This window comes from Burkholderia sp. Ac-20353 (assembly GCF_017104785.1).
In the GTDB taxonomy this organism is placed as follows: Bacteria; Pseudomonadota; Gammaproteobacteria; order Burkholderiales; family Burkholderiaceae; genus Burkholderia.
Window position 1 is genome coordinate 99,958 of record NZ_JAAGPL010000010.1, and the last position, 17,289, is coordinate 117,246.

Below are 17,289 nucleotides of genomic sequence, written 5' to 3' on the forward strand. Positions count from 1 at the left end.
GAAGACATGACTGAAGCAACACTGACCGAGTGGCATTCGCTCGGCGCCTTCGACGAATTCTCCGAAGACGAACCGGCGGCGCGCGTCGCCGGACAGAAACCGATCGCGGTGTTCCGGATCGGCGACGAACTGTTCGCGATGCACGACCTCTGCACGCACGGCCACGCGCGGCTGTCGGAAGGCTATGTCGAGGACGGCTGCGTCGAATGCCCGCTGCATCAGGGGCTGATCGACATCCGTACCGGCGCGCCGAAATGCGCGCCGATCACGGAACCGGTGCGAACCTATCCGATCCGCATCGTCGACGGGCAGGTGGAAGTCAATGTCGACTGATCCGATCGTGATCGTCGGCGCCGGGCACGCCGCGCGGCGTGCCGCCGAGGCGCTGCGCGCGCGCGACGCCGACGCGCGCATCGTGATGATCGGCGCGGAGCGCGAACTGCCTTACGACCGGCCCGCGTTGTCGAAGGACGCGCTGCTGAGCGACGGCGGCGAAGCGCGTGCGTTTATACGCGATGCCGCGTGGTACGACGCGCAACGGATCGAGTTGCGGCTCGGTACGCGGGTCGATGCGATCGAGCGGGATGCGCAACGCGTGCGGCTCGACGACGGTGCCGCGCTGCCATACCGGCGGCTCATGCTCGCGACCGGCTCGCGGGTCCGCACGTTCGGCGGGCCGGTGGGCGCGGACGTGCCGCTGCATTACGTGCGCACGGTCGCCGATGCACGCGCGCTGCGTACGGCGCTCGCGCCCGGGCGTCACGTCGCGGTGCTTGGCGGCGGGTTCATTGGTCTCGAGGTGGCGGCGGCCGCGCGTCAGCTTGGCTGCGCGGTGACGGTGATCGATCCGGCCGCGCGCCTGCTGCAGCGCGCGTTGCCGGACGTGGTCGGCACCTACGCGCAGAACCTGCACGACGGGCGCGGCGTCGCGTTCCGGCTGTCGACGCTGCCACGCGCGATCCGGCGCAGTGCGTCCGGCGGCGCGGTGGTCGAGACGGACCGCGGTGACGTGGCGGCCGACGTGGTGGTGGTCGGCATCGGCGTCGTGCCGAACGTCGAGCTTGCGGCCGCGGCAGGGCTCGACGTCGACAACGGCGTGCGCGTCGATGCGGGCTGCCGCACGGCCGATCCGGCGATCTACGCGGCGGGCGAGGTGACGATGCACTTCAATCCGCTGCTCGGGCGGCATGTGCGGATCGAATCGTGGCAGGTCGCGGAGAACCAGCCGGCCGTCGCCGCGGCGAACGTGCTCGGCGCGGACGAGACTTATGCGGAAATGCCGTGGCTCTGGTCCGATCAGTACGACTGCAACCTGCAGATGCTCGGGCTGTTCGGCAGCGAGCGGACGACGGTCGTGCGCGGCGATCCGTCGAGCGGGCCGTTCACGGTGTTCGGGCTCGGCGACGACGGCAAGCTCGTCGCGGCCGCCGCGGTGAGCGCGGGGCGCGACATTGGCGCGTGTCGGCGGATGATCGCAGCGGGTGTCGTGCCCGATCCGGAGCGGCTGGCCGATCCGGCGGTGAATCTGAAGACGTTTCTGTGACGGCGGCGGCGCGCGGCCTGTATCGGCGGCGCGGATGAGGGCATGCGGCAGCGGCGGCTAAGCGGCCAGGCGGCGCGCGCACTTGCCGCACGGGTGCATGCCGTGACGCGGGGCGCCGCATCGTGTGCGTATCGCGGTCGCCAGCACGTTTGTCGGCCGCCGCGAAATCGGGGATAGTAGCGCCATCGCCGACTCGCCCGCCGCCTGCGCCGGCCGCCCATGACGCCAGACAAAGCCCTCGAACTGAACCGCAGCAAGCGCCGCGCGCTGTCGCTGCTGCTCGTCGCCGTCGCGGTATTCGTGACGACAATCTTCCTGCCGCGCGGCATCTGGATCGACGGAATCAAGGCGGTGGCCGAGGCCGCGATGGTCGGCGCGCTTGCCGACTGGTTTGCGGTCGTCGCGCTGTTCCGCCGCGTGCCGATTCCGTTCGTGTCGCGTCACACCGAAATCATTCCGCAGAACAAGGACAAGATCGCCGACAACCTCGCGATCTTCGTCCGCGAAAAATTCCTCGGCCCGGACGCGCTTGCCGCGCAGATTCGCCAGCACGATCCCGCGCAGAAGCTCGGCGCGTGGCTCGGCGAGCCCGCGAACACCGACGCGCTCGGCAGCTATGCGACGAAGCTGATGAGCTTCGCGCTCGACATGACCGACGATGCGCGAATCCAGTCGTTCGTGCACGACGCGTTTCGCGCGCTGGTCAATCGGATCGACCTGTCGCAATCGGCCGGCGCGATCCTCGACACGCTGACGAAGGACGGCCGCCACCAGGCGCTGCTCGACGACGCGATCGGGCAGGTGACGAACCTGCTCGACCAGCCGGAAAACCGCGCGGTGATCGCCGCGTACATCGTCGACTGGCTGAAGAGCCAGTACCCGACCGTCGAGAAGATCCTGCCGACGAACTGGCTCGGCGAGAACGGCGCCGAGCTGATCGCGAACGCGGTGAACCGTGTGCTCGAACAGGTCGCCGCGGATCCGGAGCACGAGCTGCGGCAGCGCTTCGATGCGACAGTCGTCAAGCTGGTCGAGCGCCTGAAGCACGATCCCGTGTTCATCGAGAAGGGCGAGGAGATCAAGCGCTACATCCGCGATGGTGACGCGTTCAACCTCTACCTGAAGGATCTGTGGGACCAGCTGCGCGCATGGCTGAAGGCCGATCTTGCACGCGCCGATTCGATGCTGCACCGGCAGGCCGCGACGCTCGGCGGCTGGCTCGGCGCGCGGCTCGCGGAAAGCCCCGCGCTGCGCGCGTCGCTGAACGAGCACGTCGAGAAGGCCGTGTACGAGATGGCGCCGGATTTTGCGGATTTTCTGATGCGTCACATTCGCGACACGGTGCGTAATTGGGACGCTCGCGAGATGTCGCACCAGATCGAACTCAACATCGGCAAGGACCTGCAGTACATCCGGATCAACGGCACGCTGGTTGGCGGGTTGATTGGGCTCGGGTTGTATCTCGTGTCGCTGGTGCCGCGGTGGGTGGGGGGATGGGTGCATTGACGCGGCCGGCGTCGGGACCCGCGTGCGACGTCGCGCGCACGCGGGTCAGGCGGATCACACCGATCAGGCGTGCGCCTTCGAGCCATGCAGTTGCAGGCCGAGCGCCTTGATGACTTTCAGGATCGTGCCGAAGCTCGGATTGCCGTCGTGCGACAGCGCCTTGTAGAGGCCTTCGCGCGACATGCCCGCATCGCGCGCGACCTGCGACATGCCGCGCGCACGGGCAATCACGCCGAGCGCGTGCGCGATGAAGGCCGGATCGTCGTCGGCCTCTTGCAGGCAGGCTTCGAAGTATTCGGCCATGTCGTCTTCGGTCTTCAGATGTTCGGCTGAATCCCACGGGCGGGTGCTGATCTTGTCCATCGTTCACTCCATATCGAGATGCGCGAGCATCGCGTGCGCGGCGCGTATGTCCGCCTGTTGCGTCGACTTGTCGCCACCGCAAAGCAGGATCACCAAGATCGTTCCCCGCCGGACGTAATAGACGCGATAGCCGGGGCCATGGTCGATCCGCATTTCGACGACCGGAGCGCCGGCGGATTTCCAGTCGCCCGGATTGCCCATCGACAGACGGTCGATGCGCGCATGGATGCGGCGTTTCGCGATGCGATCCGGCAGGCCGACAAACCATGCGTCGAAGGCGTCAGTGGTTCGGATGCTGAATGAAGGAGCACTGTAGGGCATTGATTGCAGTGTGTCAACCATGGTTCACATTTCGGTGAGTCGATTTCCACTGACCATAAAGCCTTCCGCTTCGTTTGTGACGCAAATGGCTGTTCGGATGATGCCTCCGCACTGCTCGAACTCGCCGCTCGAACGCGGCGCGCGACCGAAATCGAAGTCTGCCGATTCCGACTACAATCAAAAACGTCTTTGCCGCCGGTGCGCGTTCGCTGCGCGCCGGCGGATCCGTTCGTCCTCCGGAATCCGGAGACGCCGCCGCGTGCTGCGTGGCGGGCAAGTGCAGTGTGGTCTGTGTCTGTTAGGTAAAGCGTCCGCGCGCCGTAGGCCGGCGTGCGTCCTGAACGCCGCGCGTCCGTAGGCCGGGCAGGCGGCATCAACCGAGAGTCCCCCCATGAAAGCATCGGATCTGTTCGTGAAGGCGCTGGAAGCCGAAGGCGTCGAGTATGTGTTCGGCATTCCCGGCGAGGAAAACCTCGATCTGCTCGAATCGCTGCGGCGATCGCGGATCAAGCTCGTGCTGACCCGGCACGAGCAGGCGGCCGGTTTCATGGCCGCCACCTACGGCCGCCTGACGGGCAGGACGGGCGTCTGCCTGGCGACGCTCGGCCCCGGCGCGACCAACTTCGTGACGGCGGCCGCATATGCGCAGCTCGGCGGGATGCCGATGCTGATGATCACCGGGCAGAAGCCGATCAAGTCCAGCAAGCAGGGCCACTTCCAGATCGTCGACGTGGTCGACATGATGCAGCCGCTCACGAAGTTCACGCGGCAGATCGTGTCGATCGGCAACATCCCGTCGGCCGTGCGCGAGGCATTCCGGCGCGCGGAAGAAGAGCGGCCGGGCGCGACCCACCTCGAGCTGCCGGAGGACATCGCGCACGAGGAGGGCGACGGCAAGCCGATCCCCGCGAGCTACAGCCGGCGCCCGGTGGCCGAGGAGAAGGCGATTGCACACGCGGTCGACGCGATCGAGGCCGCGCGCCATCCGCTGTTGATGATCGGCGCGGGCGGCAACCGCAAGACGACCTGCAAGATGCTGCTCGAGTTCGTCGACAAGACGGGCATCCCGTTCTTCACGACGCAGATGGGCAAGGGCGTGATCGACGAGACGCACCCGCTGTGGCTCGGCAACGCGACGCTGTCGGACGGCGACTTCGTGCATCGCGCGATCGAGCACGCGGACTGCATCATCAACGTCGGCCACGACGTGATCGAGAAGCCGCCGTTCTTCATGCGCGCGGATGACAAGACCGTGATCCACGTGAACTTTCTCGGCGCGCAGGTCGACCCCGTCTATTTCCCGCAGATCGAGGTGGTCGGCGACATCGCGAATGCGGTGTGGCAGATGAAGGAGTCGCTTGCGCCGCAGCCGCACTGGGATTTCGCGCGCTTCGCGATGATCAAGGAACATTTCGACGCGCACCTGCAGAAGGGGCAGAACGATCCGCGCTTTCCGATGTATCCGGTGCGGATCGTCAACGACTTGTACCGTGCATTGCCGGCCGACGGGATCGTGTGCCTCGACAACGGGATGTACAAGATCTGGTTCGCGCGCTACTGGCGCGCGCACGAGCCGAATTCGCTGCTGCTCGACAACGCGCTCGCGTCGATGGGCGCGGGCCTGCCGTCGGCGATCGCGACGAAGATCGTGCATCCGCCGCGCAAGGTGATCGCCGTGTGCGGCGACGGCGGCTTCATGATGAATTCGCAGGAGCTCGAAACGGCCGTGCGGCTGAAGCTCGACATCGTCGTGATGATCCTGCGCGACGACGCGTTCGGGATGATCCGCTGGAAGCAGGAGAACATGAATTTCCCCGATTTCGCGATGACGCTGCAGAACCCGGATTTCGTGTCGTATGCGCAGAGCTACGGCGCGCACGGCCACCGGGTCGAGTCGGCCGACGATCTCGAGCCGCTGTTGCGCGAATGCTTCGCAGCGCCGGGCGTGCACGTGATTGACGTCCCGATCGACTACTCGGACAACGAGCGCGTGCTGAACCGCGAGATCAAGCGCCTGTCGGCGCAGCTCTGAACTCACCGGAAGGAGACGTTCCATGCTGAAGGAAACCTATCCGTACTACCTCGCCAACGTTGCCGTGTACGCGAACACCGATCTCGAGGTGACCGACAAGTACAGCGGCGAAGTTGCGACGCGCGTCGCGCTCGCGGATGCGAAGGCGATCGATGCGGCGATCGGCGCGGCGGTCGCCGCCGCGAAGCCGATGCGCGAGCTGCCCGCGTACAAGCGGCAGGCCGTGCTCGATCATTGCGTCGCGCGCTTTCGCGAGCGCTTCGACGAGCTGGCCGAGGCGCTGTGCATCGAGGCCGGCAAGCCGATCAACGATTCGAAGGGCGAAGTAACGCGGCTGATCGACACGTTCCGCGTCGCGTCCGAGGAATCGGTGCGGATCGACGGCGAGGTGATCAACCTCGAAATCTCCGCGCGCGCGCAGGGCTACACAGGCTACACGAAGCGCGTGCCGATTGGCCCGTGCTCGTTCATCTCGCCGTTCAACTTCCCGCTGAACCTCGCCGCGCACAAGGTCGCGCCGGCGCTCGCGGCCGGCTGCCCGTTCGTGCTGAAGCCCGCGAGCCGCACGCCGATCGGCGCGCTGATCATCGGCGAGGTGCTCGCGGAAACCGACCTGCCGAAGGGCGCGTTCTCGGTGCTGCCCGCGCATCGCGACGGCGCGGACCTGTTCACGACCGACGAGCGCTTCAAGCTGCTGTCGTTCACGGGCTCGCCGGCAGTCGGCTGGGCGCTGAAGGAGAAGGCCGGCAAGAAGAAAGTCGTGCTGGAACTCGGTGGCAACGCAGCCGCGATCGTCGACGCGGACCAGCGCGACCGGCTCGATTACGTGGTCGAGCGGCTCGCGTTCGGCGCGTACTACCAGTCGGGGCAGAGCTGCATCGGCGTGCAGCGGATCATCGTGCACGCGGCCCTCTACGACGCGCTGCGCGAGAAGCTGATCGCGAAGACCCGCACGCTGAAGATGGGCAATCCGAAGGATCCGGCGACCTTCGTCGGCCCGATGATCTCCGAATCCGAATCGCGCCGGCTCGCAGGCTGGATGGACGCAGCCGTCGCGGCGGGCGCGACGATCATCGCGGGCGGCAACGTCGACGGCGCGATGTTCCAGGCGACGCTGCTCGAAAACGTCGGCCGCGAGCAGGACCTGTACCGCAAGGAGGCGTTCGGCCCGGTCGCGATTCTCGAGAAGTTCGACCAGTTCGACGACGCGCTCGCGCGCGTGAACGACAGCGACTTCGGGCTGCAGGCCGGCGTGTTCACCGATTCGCTCGCGCATGCGCAGCGCGCGTGGGACGAGCTCGACGTGGGCGGCGTCGTGATCAACGACGTGCCGTCGTTCCGTGTCGACAACATGCCGTATGGCGGCGTGAAGGATTCGGGTCTCGGCCGCGAAGGGATCCGTTATGCGATCGAGGACATGACCGAGCCGCGACTGATGGTCGTGCGGCGCAGGTAGCGCGCGGCGATTTGCAATCTGCGGCGGCACGCGTGCTGGCGATGAGGCCGGCCGCGTGCCGCGTTTTGTATTGGCCGGCATTACCTGTATGCCGACGGCCTCGACTGCCTGCACGGCATCGTGATGTAATCCCGCGAAACGGCCGACCGGGGTACGACACCCGGACGCCGCGGATTATTTCTTCACGAGGTCGATTCATGTCCCCCGTCTCGGCATTCAAGCTGATTCTGTTGTCATTCCTTGCGATTGTTGCGCTCGAGTGCATCGCGAAGCGCCTGCGGTTGCCGCCCGCCGCGGCGCTGCTCGTCGGCGGCGTTGGCATCGCGTTCATTCCGGGCCTGCCGCCGATCAATCTCGATCCCGATCTCGTGCTGGTGGTGTTCCTGCCGCCGCTGCTGATGGACGGCGCGTATTTCTCCGTCTGGGAGGAATTCAAGCGCAACGTGGGCGGCATCCTGCTGCTCGCGATCGGCGCGGTGGTGTTCACGACGCTCGCCGTCGGGCTCGCCGTGCACTGGGCCGTGCCGTCGCTGCCGTGGGCCGCCTGTTTCGCGCTCGGCGCGATCGTGTCGCCGCCCGACGCAGTTGCGGCGAAGGCCGTGCTCGAGCGCGTCGCGCTGCCGCGCCGGCTGATGGTGCTGCTCGAAGGCGAGAGCCTGCTGAACGATGCGGCGGGCCTCGTGCTGTTCCGCTTCGCGGTTGTCGCCGCGCTGACCGGCGCGTTCAGCTTCCAGCATGCGCTGGTCAGCTTCGCGGAACTGGGGCTCGGCGGTGTCGTCGTCGGTTTCGTGATCGGCTGGCTCGTCGTGCGGTTCCTGAAGCTGCTCGACGACGATTACCTCGTGATCACCGTCGCGGTGCTCGCCGGCTGGATCGGCTACGTCGCCGGCGAAATGCTCGAAGTGTCTGGCGTGATCGCGACCGTGGTGGTCGGCATGATGCTCGGCTGGTACCAGCACGACGTGTTCTCGGCAGCAGTGCGCACGCGCGCCACCGCGTTCTGGCAGGTCATCGTGTTCCTGCTCGAGGCGCTCGTGTTCGTGCTGATCGGGCTGTCGCTGCGCGGCGTGATGCACCGGCTCGGCGGCTTCGATCAGGTGATCGGCACGATGATGCCGCCCGTGCTCGCGGTGCTGGCTGCGGTGATCGGGTCGCGCTTCGTGTGGATCTATGCGGTCGAGGCGCTGAAATGGCCCGTGAACGGGCTGACGCGCAGCCAGTGTCGGCCCGACTGGAAGGCGGCGACCGTGATGAGCTGGGCCGGGATGCGCGGCGTCGTGACGCTCGCGGTCGCGCTGTCGCTGCCCGACACGATGCCGGGCCGCGACCTGATCCTTGTTGCCGCGTTCGCGGTGATTCTGGTCACCGTGCTGCTGCAGGGCACGACGATCGGTCCGCTGATCCAGTTGCTGCGGTTGCCGAGCCATCCCGCGCACGCCGCGCATCACTTGACCGAGCCGCAGGCGTGGGCGCGTGTCGAGGCTGCACAGCTCGCGGCGATCCAGCCGCTCGTGCGCGACGCGAGCAGCGAGGTGATTCACCCGCGCCTGCTCGAGCAGTACACGTATCGCGCGGAGTTGACGCAACGTGTACAGGACGAGCCCGCGTATCCGCAAAGCGCGCGCGCCGCGCACTACGACGTCGTGCTGGCCGCGATCGCGGCGGGCCGCGCGGAACTGTTGCGGCTGCATCGCTCCGGGCAGATTCACGACGAAATGCTGCACGCGCTCGAACGCGACCTCGATCTGCAGGAAGTGTCGGCGGAGCACGCGCGCGGTTGAACGCAAAATGATCCGATTTAATCGAACGCGCATCTTTTTGCGCGTTTGTCGGAATCGTCACGGCACGAGATAGATGGCTTACACTAATTTCATCTAGAATCAGCCGATTATGTTTATTGACAGAAGAGCCGGGGAAGGCATGCGGGTGTCGACGGGGAAAATCGACGCTCGCAGCCCCGCGACGCAATGCCGACGGGCCATATCGGCAAATGCGGACAGGTTTCTCTTCCGAAAAAACAGGATAGTTTTTAAGTCGGATAAACAACTCACATGAAAGAATCGACCGGAGATTCGTCGATTGAAGCCGCATTTATGAAGGAATCGAGCGAGGAAATCCCGTCGGATTACCTTGAATCCGGGTTGTCGGTGCTGCTCGTCGACGATCAGCCGTTCGTCGGCGAAGTGATCCGTCGCGCGCTGCGCAGCGAGCATGACATCGACCTTCATATCTGCACCGACGCGCAGCACGCGATGGCCGTCGCGCGCGATGTGAAGCCGACGGTGATCCTCCAGGACCTCGTGATGCCGAACATCGACGGTCTCGACCTCGTCCGCGCGTGGCGCGCGGATGCGGCCACCGCACGCGTGCCGATCATCGTGTTGTCGGCGAAGGAAGAGCCGGTCGTCAAGCGCGCGGCGTTCATTGCCGGCGCGAATGACTATCTGGTCAAGCTGCCCGATGCGATGGAGCTGACGGCGCGCATTCGCTACCATTCGAATTCCTATCTGATGTCGTGCCAGCGCGACGAAGCGCTCGATTTCCTGTCGCACGACATGCGTTCGCCGCAGACGTCGATCCTCGCGCTGCTCGACGGGTACCGCGCCGAGCACGGCGAGATGCCGCCGATCATGGAGCGGATCGCGGGCCACGCGCGGCACGCGCTCGCACTCGCCGACGGCTTCATCCACCTGACCCGCGCGCAATCGGAGCGGCGCGCGCACGAAGTCGTCAGCCTCAACGAGATCGTGCTCGACGCGGTCGACCAGCTGTGGGAGAAGGCGGCCGGGTTCGGCAGCCGGGTCGTCGCGCAGGTGCCCGATACCGAATGCGTGACGATGGGCGACCGGATGATGCTGACGCGCGCGGTCGCGAACCTGATCGACAACGCGCTGAAATACGGCCCGGCCGGCACCGACGTGCATTGCACGCTGAGCAGCGACGGCGGTGCATGGCTGATCGGTGTCGAGGACGCCGGCCCGGGCATCGCGCCCGCGCAGCGCGCGTCGGCGACCGAATCGTTCGTGCGCCTCGAGCCCGCGCACGGCGCGGCGCGCGCCGGCTTCGGTCTCGGCCTTGCGTTCGTCCGCGCGACCGCCGCGCGGCACCGCGGCCAGATCCAGATGTGCAATACCGCGCGCGGCTTCATGGTCGCGCTCTGGCTGCCGGCGCAAGCGGAGCGGTGAGTCCGCGCGGCGGCGGGGCACGTGCCGGCCTCACCGCGTGCGATTCCGCCGATCCTCATGCGTGCGTGCCGCTTTGTGCCGCACTGTGCCGGCGTTTCGCCGTGCGGTACGGCGTCAGGCGCGCCCCTTTCTCAACGCAGACTTTGAAAGCCCAAAACAAACATGGCCATCGTGACGCCCAGTGCGACCAATGAAAGCTTGCATCCGACGATCGGCGGTGTCCGGCTGACGCTCGGCAACGGCATCCTGCTCAGCTTCGGCGTGCTGTTCGTGCTGATGCTGCTGACGGCCGGCCTGTCCTACGATCGGCTGCGCACGATCGACAACGAAGCGGTCAGCATCGAGCGCGACTCGCTGCCGGGCGTCTATCTCGCGTCGTCGCTGCGCGCCGCCGTCAACGAATCGTTCATGCTGCTACAGCAGGCGACGTTCGTCGAGACCAACCCGGAAGCCGTGCACCGCGCACTCGCGAAAATCGGCGACGCGGTGAAGGAGGTCGACGCGCTGTCGGTCGATTACCAGAACGCGACCTTCCGCGACGACGATCGCGCGCGTTTCGTCGCATTCCGTGCCGCGTACGACCGCTACCTGCCGCTGCTGAACGAAGCCGTGCAGAAGAATGGCGCATCGCGCAACGCGGCGCTCGCCGCGTATGCGCGCGCGATGCCCGCATGGGCCGAGGCCGTGCGCAACGCGAACACGATGGTCCAGGAAAACCGCAAGTTCGCGGATCAGTCCGCGAAGCTGATCCGCGAATCCGTGCAGCGCACCGAGATCGTGGTGGCGGTCGCGCTGGCCGTCGTGCTGGTGATTGCGCTGATCCTCGGCTACGCGCTGTACCGGTCGATCACGGTGCCGATGGCGCGGCTCGTCGGCGTGCACGACGCGATGCGCACCGGCAACCTGACGCAGCGGCTCGACCTGCGTCGCCGCGACGAATTCGGCACGCTGCAGGACGGCTTCAACCGGATGGCCGACGAGTTGGCCGAGCTCGTCGCGCGCGCGCAGCAATCGTCGCTGCAGGTGGCGACGTCGGTCGCCGAGATCGCGGCAACGTCGCGCGAGCAGCAGGCGACCGCGAACGAGACGGCCGCGACGACGACCGAGATCGGCGCGACGTCCCGCGAGATCCTGGCGACATCGCGCGACCTGCTGCACACGATGAACGAAGTGGCAGGCGTGGCCGAGCAGTCGGCGACGCTCGCGGGCGTGGGCCAGGGCGGGCTCGCGCGGATGGGCGAGACGATGCGCAGCGTGATGGACGCGGCGGGCTCGGTGAACGCGAAGCTCGCGATCCTCAACGAGAAGGCGCTCAATATCAACCAGGTCGTCGCGACGATCACCAAGGTCGCCGATCAGACCAACCTGTTGTCGCTGAACGCGGCGATCGAAGCCGAGAAAGCCGGCGAATACGGTCGCGGCTTCGCGGTCGTCGCGACCGAGATCCGCCGTCTCGCCGACCAGACGGCCGTCGCCACTTACGACATCGAGCAGACGGTGAAGGAGATCCAGTCGGCGGTGTCGGCCGGCGTGATGGGGATGGACAAGTTCTCCGAGGAAGTGCGGCGCGGGATGCTCGACGTGCAGCAGGTCGGCGGGCAACTGTCGCAGATCATCGACGAGGTGCAGACGCTCGCGCCGCGTTTCCAGATGGTCAACGAAGGGATGCAGACGCAGGCGAGCGGCGCCGAGCAGATCACGCAGGCGCTGTCGCAGCTGTCGGAAGCCGCGCAGCAGACGGCCGAATCACTGCGCCAGTCGTCGCAGGCGATCGACAACCTGACGCTCGTTGCGACCCAGTTGCGTACCAGCGTGTCGCGCTTCAAGGTCGACGCGTAACACGCAAAGCCGCACAAGCCGCTCAGCTGACGGCCCGCGTTGCGCGCCGCACTCGCGCCCGCGTACAATGCGCGCTTCGGAGATGGCATGCCTCCCCGGGCGCGGTCCCGCTCGCCATGAGCGCGCACCGGCCCTCAACCGCCGGTTGTCCGGCTGATGATGCCTGCGCATTCCTGGGTTCGGGAGGTCGCAGGCCGTCCATGCGGTGCCCTGCCGCCCAGGTTTGATGTTCTGTCGAATCTGGAAATCACTCGATGTTCAACACGTCTGCAGACCTCTTCGCGACCGCGCGTTACGTGTGCCGCTGGCTCGCGCTGTCGGCCATGCTCGGCGCGCTCGCAGGGTCGGCTTCCGCACTGTTCCTGCTCGCGCTCGACTGGGCGACCGGCACGCGCGTCGCGCATCCGTGGCTGCTGTGGGGGCTTCCCGCGGCTGGCTTCGCGACTGGCTGGATCTATCACCGCTTCGGCCAGTCGGTCGCGCGCGGCAACAACCTGCTGATCGACGAGATTCACGACCCGAAAGCGCTCGTGCCGAAGCGAATGGTGCCGCTCGTGCTCGTCGCGACCGTCGTCACGCACCTGTTCGGCGGCTCGGCCGGGCGCGAAGGCACGGCCGTGCAGATGGGCGGCGCGCTCGCCGATCGCGTCACGCATCTGTTGCGCCTCGACCGCGAGCATCGCCGCGTACTGCTGATGGGCGGGATCGCAGCCGGATTCGCATCGGTGTTCGGCACGCCGCTCGCCGGCGCCGTGTTCGGGCTCGAAGTGCTCGCGATCGGGCGCGTGCGCTACGACGCGCTGCTGGCGTGCGTCGCGTCGGCGATCGTCGCGGACGCCGTGTGCCGGTTGTGGGGCGTGCATCACACCGTGTATGCGATTCCGTTCGTGCCGCCCGTTTCCGCGGCGGGGCTCGGCGCGACGGTCGTCGCGGGCATCGCGTTCGGCGTCGTCGGCCGGCTGTTCGCGCATGCGACGCATGCGCTGTCCGCGCTGTTCCGCCAGCGCATCCGCTATGCGCCGCTGCAGCCGGTGATCGGCGGCCTGCTCGTGGCGGCCGCGGCGACGGCGCTGAACGTGCCGCAGTATCTCGGCCTCGGCATCCCGACGATCGAGGCCGCGTTCCACGGCCCGCTGCCGCTCTACGATTTCGCGGGGAAATTCGCGTTCACCGTGGTCACGCTCGCATCGGGCTTCAAGGGCGGCGAGGTCACGCCGCTGTTCTACATCGGCGCGACGCTCGGCAATGCGCTCGGCCAGTTGCTCGCGCTGCCGGTGCCGGTGCTCGCGGGGCTCGGCTTCGTCGCGGTGTTCGCGGGCGCGGCCAACACGCCGATCGCGTCGACGATCATGGCGATCGAGCTGTTCGGCGCGGATATCGGCGTGTATGCGATCGTCGCGTGTGTCGTCGCGTACCTGTTTTCCGGACACGCGGGGATCTATCGGGCGCAGCGGGTGGCCGTGGAGAAGGGCGCGCGAGGGGGCGGGGAGTGAGCACCGGAGGCCCGGCGGAGTGAGCGCCGGCCGGGCGCGCATCGTGTGGCATTCGGCGTTGTCTGATTTGATCAAGAATCTGGCGGAGATTTGGGGGCGAATCCTTTAATCTCCGCTTGAAACATGCTCGCAGTCAGGAGATCGCGTGAAGCGGCTGGTGCTGGTTCAGCCTGGTTCACGCTGCGCGGGTGGAGTGGTTGATGATGGGCCTTTGATTAGTCGTGCAAAGTAACGTTTTTTGAAGCAGGGATGAGTCGGGAAGGCGGCGCGGTGGTTGCGTGCCGGACGACGACGTCTGTCGATGTTGAGTGCCTCAACGCGATTCGAGCAATCTCGACCTGAACAAATGACAAACAAGTTACGCGCGCAGAGAATCACGAACAGGCCGACGGCTGCCGCACTGGGCGCCGCGCTGGCCTTTTCCCTTTCCGCCCAGGCGGCCCATGCGGCCGATTCGCGAGCGCTGACATCGCTCGGCCTGACGGGCGGCCTCGTGATTCCTTACGGGTTCGTGTTGCCCGAGGGGACGTTCGAGGGGCAATACAACAACTATATCGATCCGCGTTTCGGCAAGAAGACGACGCGCTCGGACATCGTGTGGGGCGCGGTCGGCCTGTTTCCGTATGTCGAGGTGTCCGGCGGGCTCGTGAACTATCCCGGCCACAACCCGGTCACGGTGCCGGGCTACGATCATCTGGTGCTGCGGCACCTGATGGCGAACCTCAAGGTCGCGGTGCCGAAATTTTTCGCGTACCAGCCCGACATGGCGCTCGGCATCAGCGATATCGGTGGGCAGACGCACTATTTCCGATCGACGTACGGGGTCGTGTCGCAGTCGCTCGGGCCCGCGACGTTCACCGTCGGCTATGGCAAGGGCGACCGGCTCGACGGCGTGTTCGGCGGCGCGGAACTGCAGGTGTGGCACACGGGCCTGTCGCTGCTGGCCGAGCATGATTCGAAGACGCCGTATGCGGGCATCCGCTACCGTTCGCCGCCGATCCGCTGGCTGGCCGACGCGAGTATCGTGGGAACGCTGGTGCGCGCGCTCAAGGACACCAACGGCGTTGTCGCGAGAACCTCGTTTTCGATCGGCGTACAGATTCCGCTGGGCAAGCGCTTCGACGCGGCGCGCTGTGGCGACGGGCTGTGCCAGGGGCCAATGGCCGCCGCGGGAAACACGGCAGAGAATACGGCTGGAAACACGACAGCAAACACGACATCGGCCTACGGCTTGCGTGCCGACAGCGACGTCGCGCCGGTACCGCTCTCGGCAGCGGCACCATTCGGATCGTTCGTGCGCGTGACGCCGGGTGTGGATTCACCGGCGAGCGTCGCAGCCGAATACGACCACGTCGACGCGTTGCCGCTGCGCAGCCCGCTTTACCTGAAAACAGCGGCGCCCGCCAAATCGGCGATGCCCGATACGGCGACGCCAGATGCAGCGATGCCCGATGCAGCGAAGCTCGACGAGATCGTGCGCATCCTGACCGACGCAGGGCTCGAGCGGGTGCGTGCGGGCGCGGTCGGCGCGGACCTGGTCGTCGAATACGAAAACCACCGTTACAACCAGAACGAGGCCGACGCGCTCGGCATCGCGCTCGGCGCGGCGGCGGAATACGCGCCGAGCGGTGTCGACACGATTCGCGTCGTGATCAAGAAGGCGAACGAGCCACTCGGCGAAGTGAGCATCGAGCGCGCCGCGTATGCGCGATTCGTCGAAGGCGGTGCGCCCACCGAAGCCGGCGCGTTGCTGACGATGCGCACGCGGCCGACGCACGACGCCGGCACGATCGCGTGGACGGGCAACGCGCACAAGCACGGGCTCGTCCGCATCCAGATCGCGCCGGTCACGAGTTACCTGTACGGCACGGAGTACGGCAACTTCGACTATTCCGTCGGCGCGAACATCCAGGGATTCGTGCCGCTGTGGCGCGGCGCGGAACTGTATTCGAGCGTGATCGTGCCGCTCGCGAACAGCCGGAACATGGACAACGGCCGGGTCTACGACAGCTACCGCCTGCGTGGCGGGCTGTCGACGGTCGCGCTCGTGCAGAGCTTCTGGATCGCGCCGCGCGTGTTCAACGTGACCGCGCTCGGCAAGTTCAACCTCCAGTATCTCGGCGTCGAGAACGAGACGACCGCGTTCGTGCCGGGCCGTCCCGACGTGGTGCGGCTGAAGCTCGCGTATCTGCGTCACGAGCCGGGCAAGGATGCGCTGCCGGACCAGAAGAACGCGCTGCTCACGTACCGGTGGGTGCAGCCGTCCTGGAAGATGTGGATCGAGGCGGGCGTCGCGCGCTATGTCGGCGGCGACAAGGGGCCGCTGATCACGTTGACGCGCTGGTTCGACGACGTGTCGTTCAGCCTGCAGGGCTGGCACAGCGGCCGGGGCTCGTTCGCCGGAGTGACGGTCAGTTTCCCGTTGACGCCGCGCCAGGGCATGAAGCCGGGGATCGTGCAGATCAACGGGCCCGAGCAGTTCTCGCTCAATTTCCGCACGCGTGTCGGATCGTCGAACTATCTCGCGCAAGACGGTGCCGAGAACCTCGTCTTTGGCTACAACACGCAGCAGTTCCTGCTCAATCAGGGGCGCTTCAGCGCCGAGTACTTTGCAACGCAGCTTTACCGGATGCGCGACGCGTACAAGCGCTATGCGCATCCCGCGCGTGCGGCGGCGCCCGCGGCAGATGCGGCGCAGTTGCCGGCAGATGCCGCGCGGCTACAGGCCGCCCACGAGACGCAATGAATCAGTGATCGAGGGACCGGAGAGTCCTCTGGAATATAGAGCTGGCCTAACGGAGAAAATCGATGAAGACGATCAAGAAACTGGCACTGAGGGCATTACAAGTCGGCACGTTCGCACTCGCGGCGGGCACGCTCGCGGCGTGCGGCGGGGGAAGCGACAGTTCGGGCGGATCCACTCCCACGCCTGCGGCCTCCACGATAAGCGGCACGGCTGCGGTCGGCGCGCCGATGGCAAACGCGGCGATCACGATCACCTGCGCGAGCGGCAGCGGGTCGGGCACGGCCGACGCGAACGGCGCGTTCTCGATCTCGTTCGTGTTGTCGGGGCCGTGCGCGATTACCGGGACGAACGGGGCGACCACGCTCCACTCGTTCGCAAGCGGCGGCGGCACCTTCAACGTGACGCCGTTGACCGAACTGCTGCTGACCTATCTCGCCGGCCAATTTGGCACGGACCTGAACGGGCTGCTGGCGGGGCTCGCGACCAATCCGGACTACCAGAGTGCGTTGACGAATCCTGCGGACATTACGGCTGCGGAGAATGGGGTCATCCAGACCATCAAGAACGAAACCGGCGTGACACTGTCGGCGTCAGCATTCCTGACGACGCCGTTCAAGCCCGGTCAGGCCGGCCAGGATGCGGACCTTGAAACGCTGCGCGGGAAGGGCGCATTCACGAGCAACGGCCAACCGAACCCGACGCTGACCGACAAGGTGTCGAATAACGGCAAGAAGGCCGGCAAGCCGACCGGCGGCAAGGGCGGCAGCGGCAACCCGTCGTAACGACGAACTCATCCGCGTGGCTC

At 66.7% G+C, this 17,289-nt stretch carries 13 protein-coding genes and 1 riboswitch; of the genes, 11 read left to right on the forward strand and 2 right to left on the reverse strand.

Annotation, left to right across the window (positions count from 1 at the left end):
* Positions 1–6: 6 nt before the first annotated feature.
* The 3 genes from andAb to G3N94_RS04875 all read left to right on the forward strand — a co-directional run bounded on the left by andAb (position 7) and on the right by G3N94_RS04875 (position 3,049).
* Positions 7–333 (forward strand): anthranilate 1,2-dioxygenase ferredoxin subunit AndAb, encoded by a 327-nt coding sequence (gene andAb / locus G3N94_RS04865; RefSeq protein ID WP_205790959.1) that lies wholly within the window; start codon positions 7–9, stop codon positions 331–333.
* Positions 323–1,543 carry an anthranilate 1,2-dioxygenase system ferredoxin--NAD(+) reductase gene (gene andAa / locus G3N94_RS04870; protein WP_205790960.1) on the forward strand — a complete coding sequence of 407 codons (1,221 nt, stop codon included), beginning with the start codon at positions 323–325 and terminating at the stop codon, positions 1,541–1,543. The genes andAb and andAa overlap by 11 nt, the downstream gene beginning before the upstream one ends.
* 219 nt (positions 1,544–1,762) lie before the next feature.
* Entirely contained in the window at positions 1,763–3,049 is a 1,287-nt protein-coding gene (locus G3N94_RS04875; protein ID WP_205790961.1) for a DUF445 domain-containing protein, read from the forward strand.
* Between the two features lie 63 nt (positions 3,050–3,112).
* Here the strand turns inward: G3N94_RS04875 and G3N94_RS04880 are convergent, their stop codons facing one another.
* Positions 3,113–3,412 carry an addiction module antidote protein gene (locus tag G3N94_RS04880; protein WP_205790962.1) on the reverse strand — a complete coding sequence of 100 codons (300 nt, stop codon included), beginning with the start codon at positions 3,410–3,412 and terminating at the stop codon, positions 3,113–3,115.
* A 3-nt stretch (positions 3,413–3,415) separates the two neighbouring features.
* A complete protein-coding gene (locus G3N94_RS04885; protein ID WP_346778649.1) occupies positions 3,416–3,733 on the reverse strand; it encodes a type II toxin-antitoxin system RelE/ParE family toxin in 318 nt (105 codons plus the stop codon).
* 391 nt (positions 3,734–4,124) lie between these two features.
* Between G3N94_RS04885 and G3N94_RS04890 the strand changes: the two genes are divergently transcribed.
* The 8 genes from G3N94_RS04890 (at position 4,125) to G3N94_RS04925 (ending at position 17,266) form a co-directional block, all read left to right on the forward strand.
* Entirely contained in the window at positions 4,125–5,765 is a 1,641-nt protein-coding gene (locus G3N94_RS04890; RefSeq protein ID WP_205790964.1) for an acetolactate synthase large subunit, read from the forward strand.
* A gap of 22 nt (positions 5,766–5,787) precedes the next feature.
* Positions 5,788–7,221 (forward strand): aldehyde dehydrogenase family protein, encoded by a 1,434-nt coding sequence (locus tag G3N94_RS04895; protein WP_205790965.1) that lies wholly within the window; start codon positions 5,788–5,790, stop codon positions 7,219–7,221.
* A 197-nt stretch (positions 7,222–7,418) separates the two neighbouring features.
* A complete protein-coding gene (locus G3N94_RS04900) occupies positions 7,419–9,002 on the forward strand; it encodes a Na+/H+ antiporter (RefSeq protein ID WP_205790966.1) in 1,584 nt (527 codons plus the stop codon).
* A gap of 270 nt (positions 9,003–9,272) precedes the next feature.
* On the forward strand, positions 9,273–10,406 hold the full coding sequence (locus G3N94_RS04905) for a hybrid sensor histidine kinase/response regulator (protein WP_205790967.1): 1,134 nt from the start codon (positions 9,273–9,275) through the stop codon (positions 10,404–10,406).
* A 162-nt stretch (positions 10,407–10,568) separates the two neighbouring features.
* A complete protein-coding gene (locus tag G3N94_RS04910; protein ID WP_205790968.1) occupies positions 10,569–12,245 on the forward strand; it encodes a methyl-accepting chemotaxis protein in 1,677 nt (558 codons plus the stop codon).
* A 69-nt stretch (positions 12,246–12,314) separates the two neighbouring features.
* Positions 12,315–12,418, forward strand: a riboswitch (Fluoride riboswitch).
* An 81-nt stretch (positions 12,419–12,499) separates the two neighbouring features.
* On the forward strand, positions 12,500–13,738 hold the full coding sequence (locus G3N94_RS04915) for a voltage-gated chloride channel family protein (RefSeq protein WP_205790969.1): 1,239 nt from the start codon (positions 12,500–12,502) through the stop codon (positions 13,736–13,738).
* A gap of 346 nt (positions 13,739–14,084) precedes the next feature.
* Positions 14,085–16,484: a YjbH domain-containing protein gene (locus tag G3N94_RS04920; RefSeq protein ID WP_205790970.1), complete on the forward strand. Its 2,400-nt coding sequence runs from the start codon at positions 14,085–14,087 to the stop codon at positions 16,482–16,484.
* A gap of 62 nt (positions 16,485–16,546) precedes the next feature.
* Positions 16,547–17,266 (forward strand): carboxypeptidase regulatory-like domain-containing protein, encoded by a 720-nt coding sequence (locus G3N94_RS04925; RefSeq protein WP_205790971.1) that lies wholly within the window; start codon positions 16,547–16,549, stop codon positions 17,264–17,266.
* Positions 17,267–17,289 lie beyond the last annotated feature (23 nt).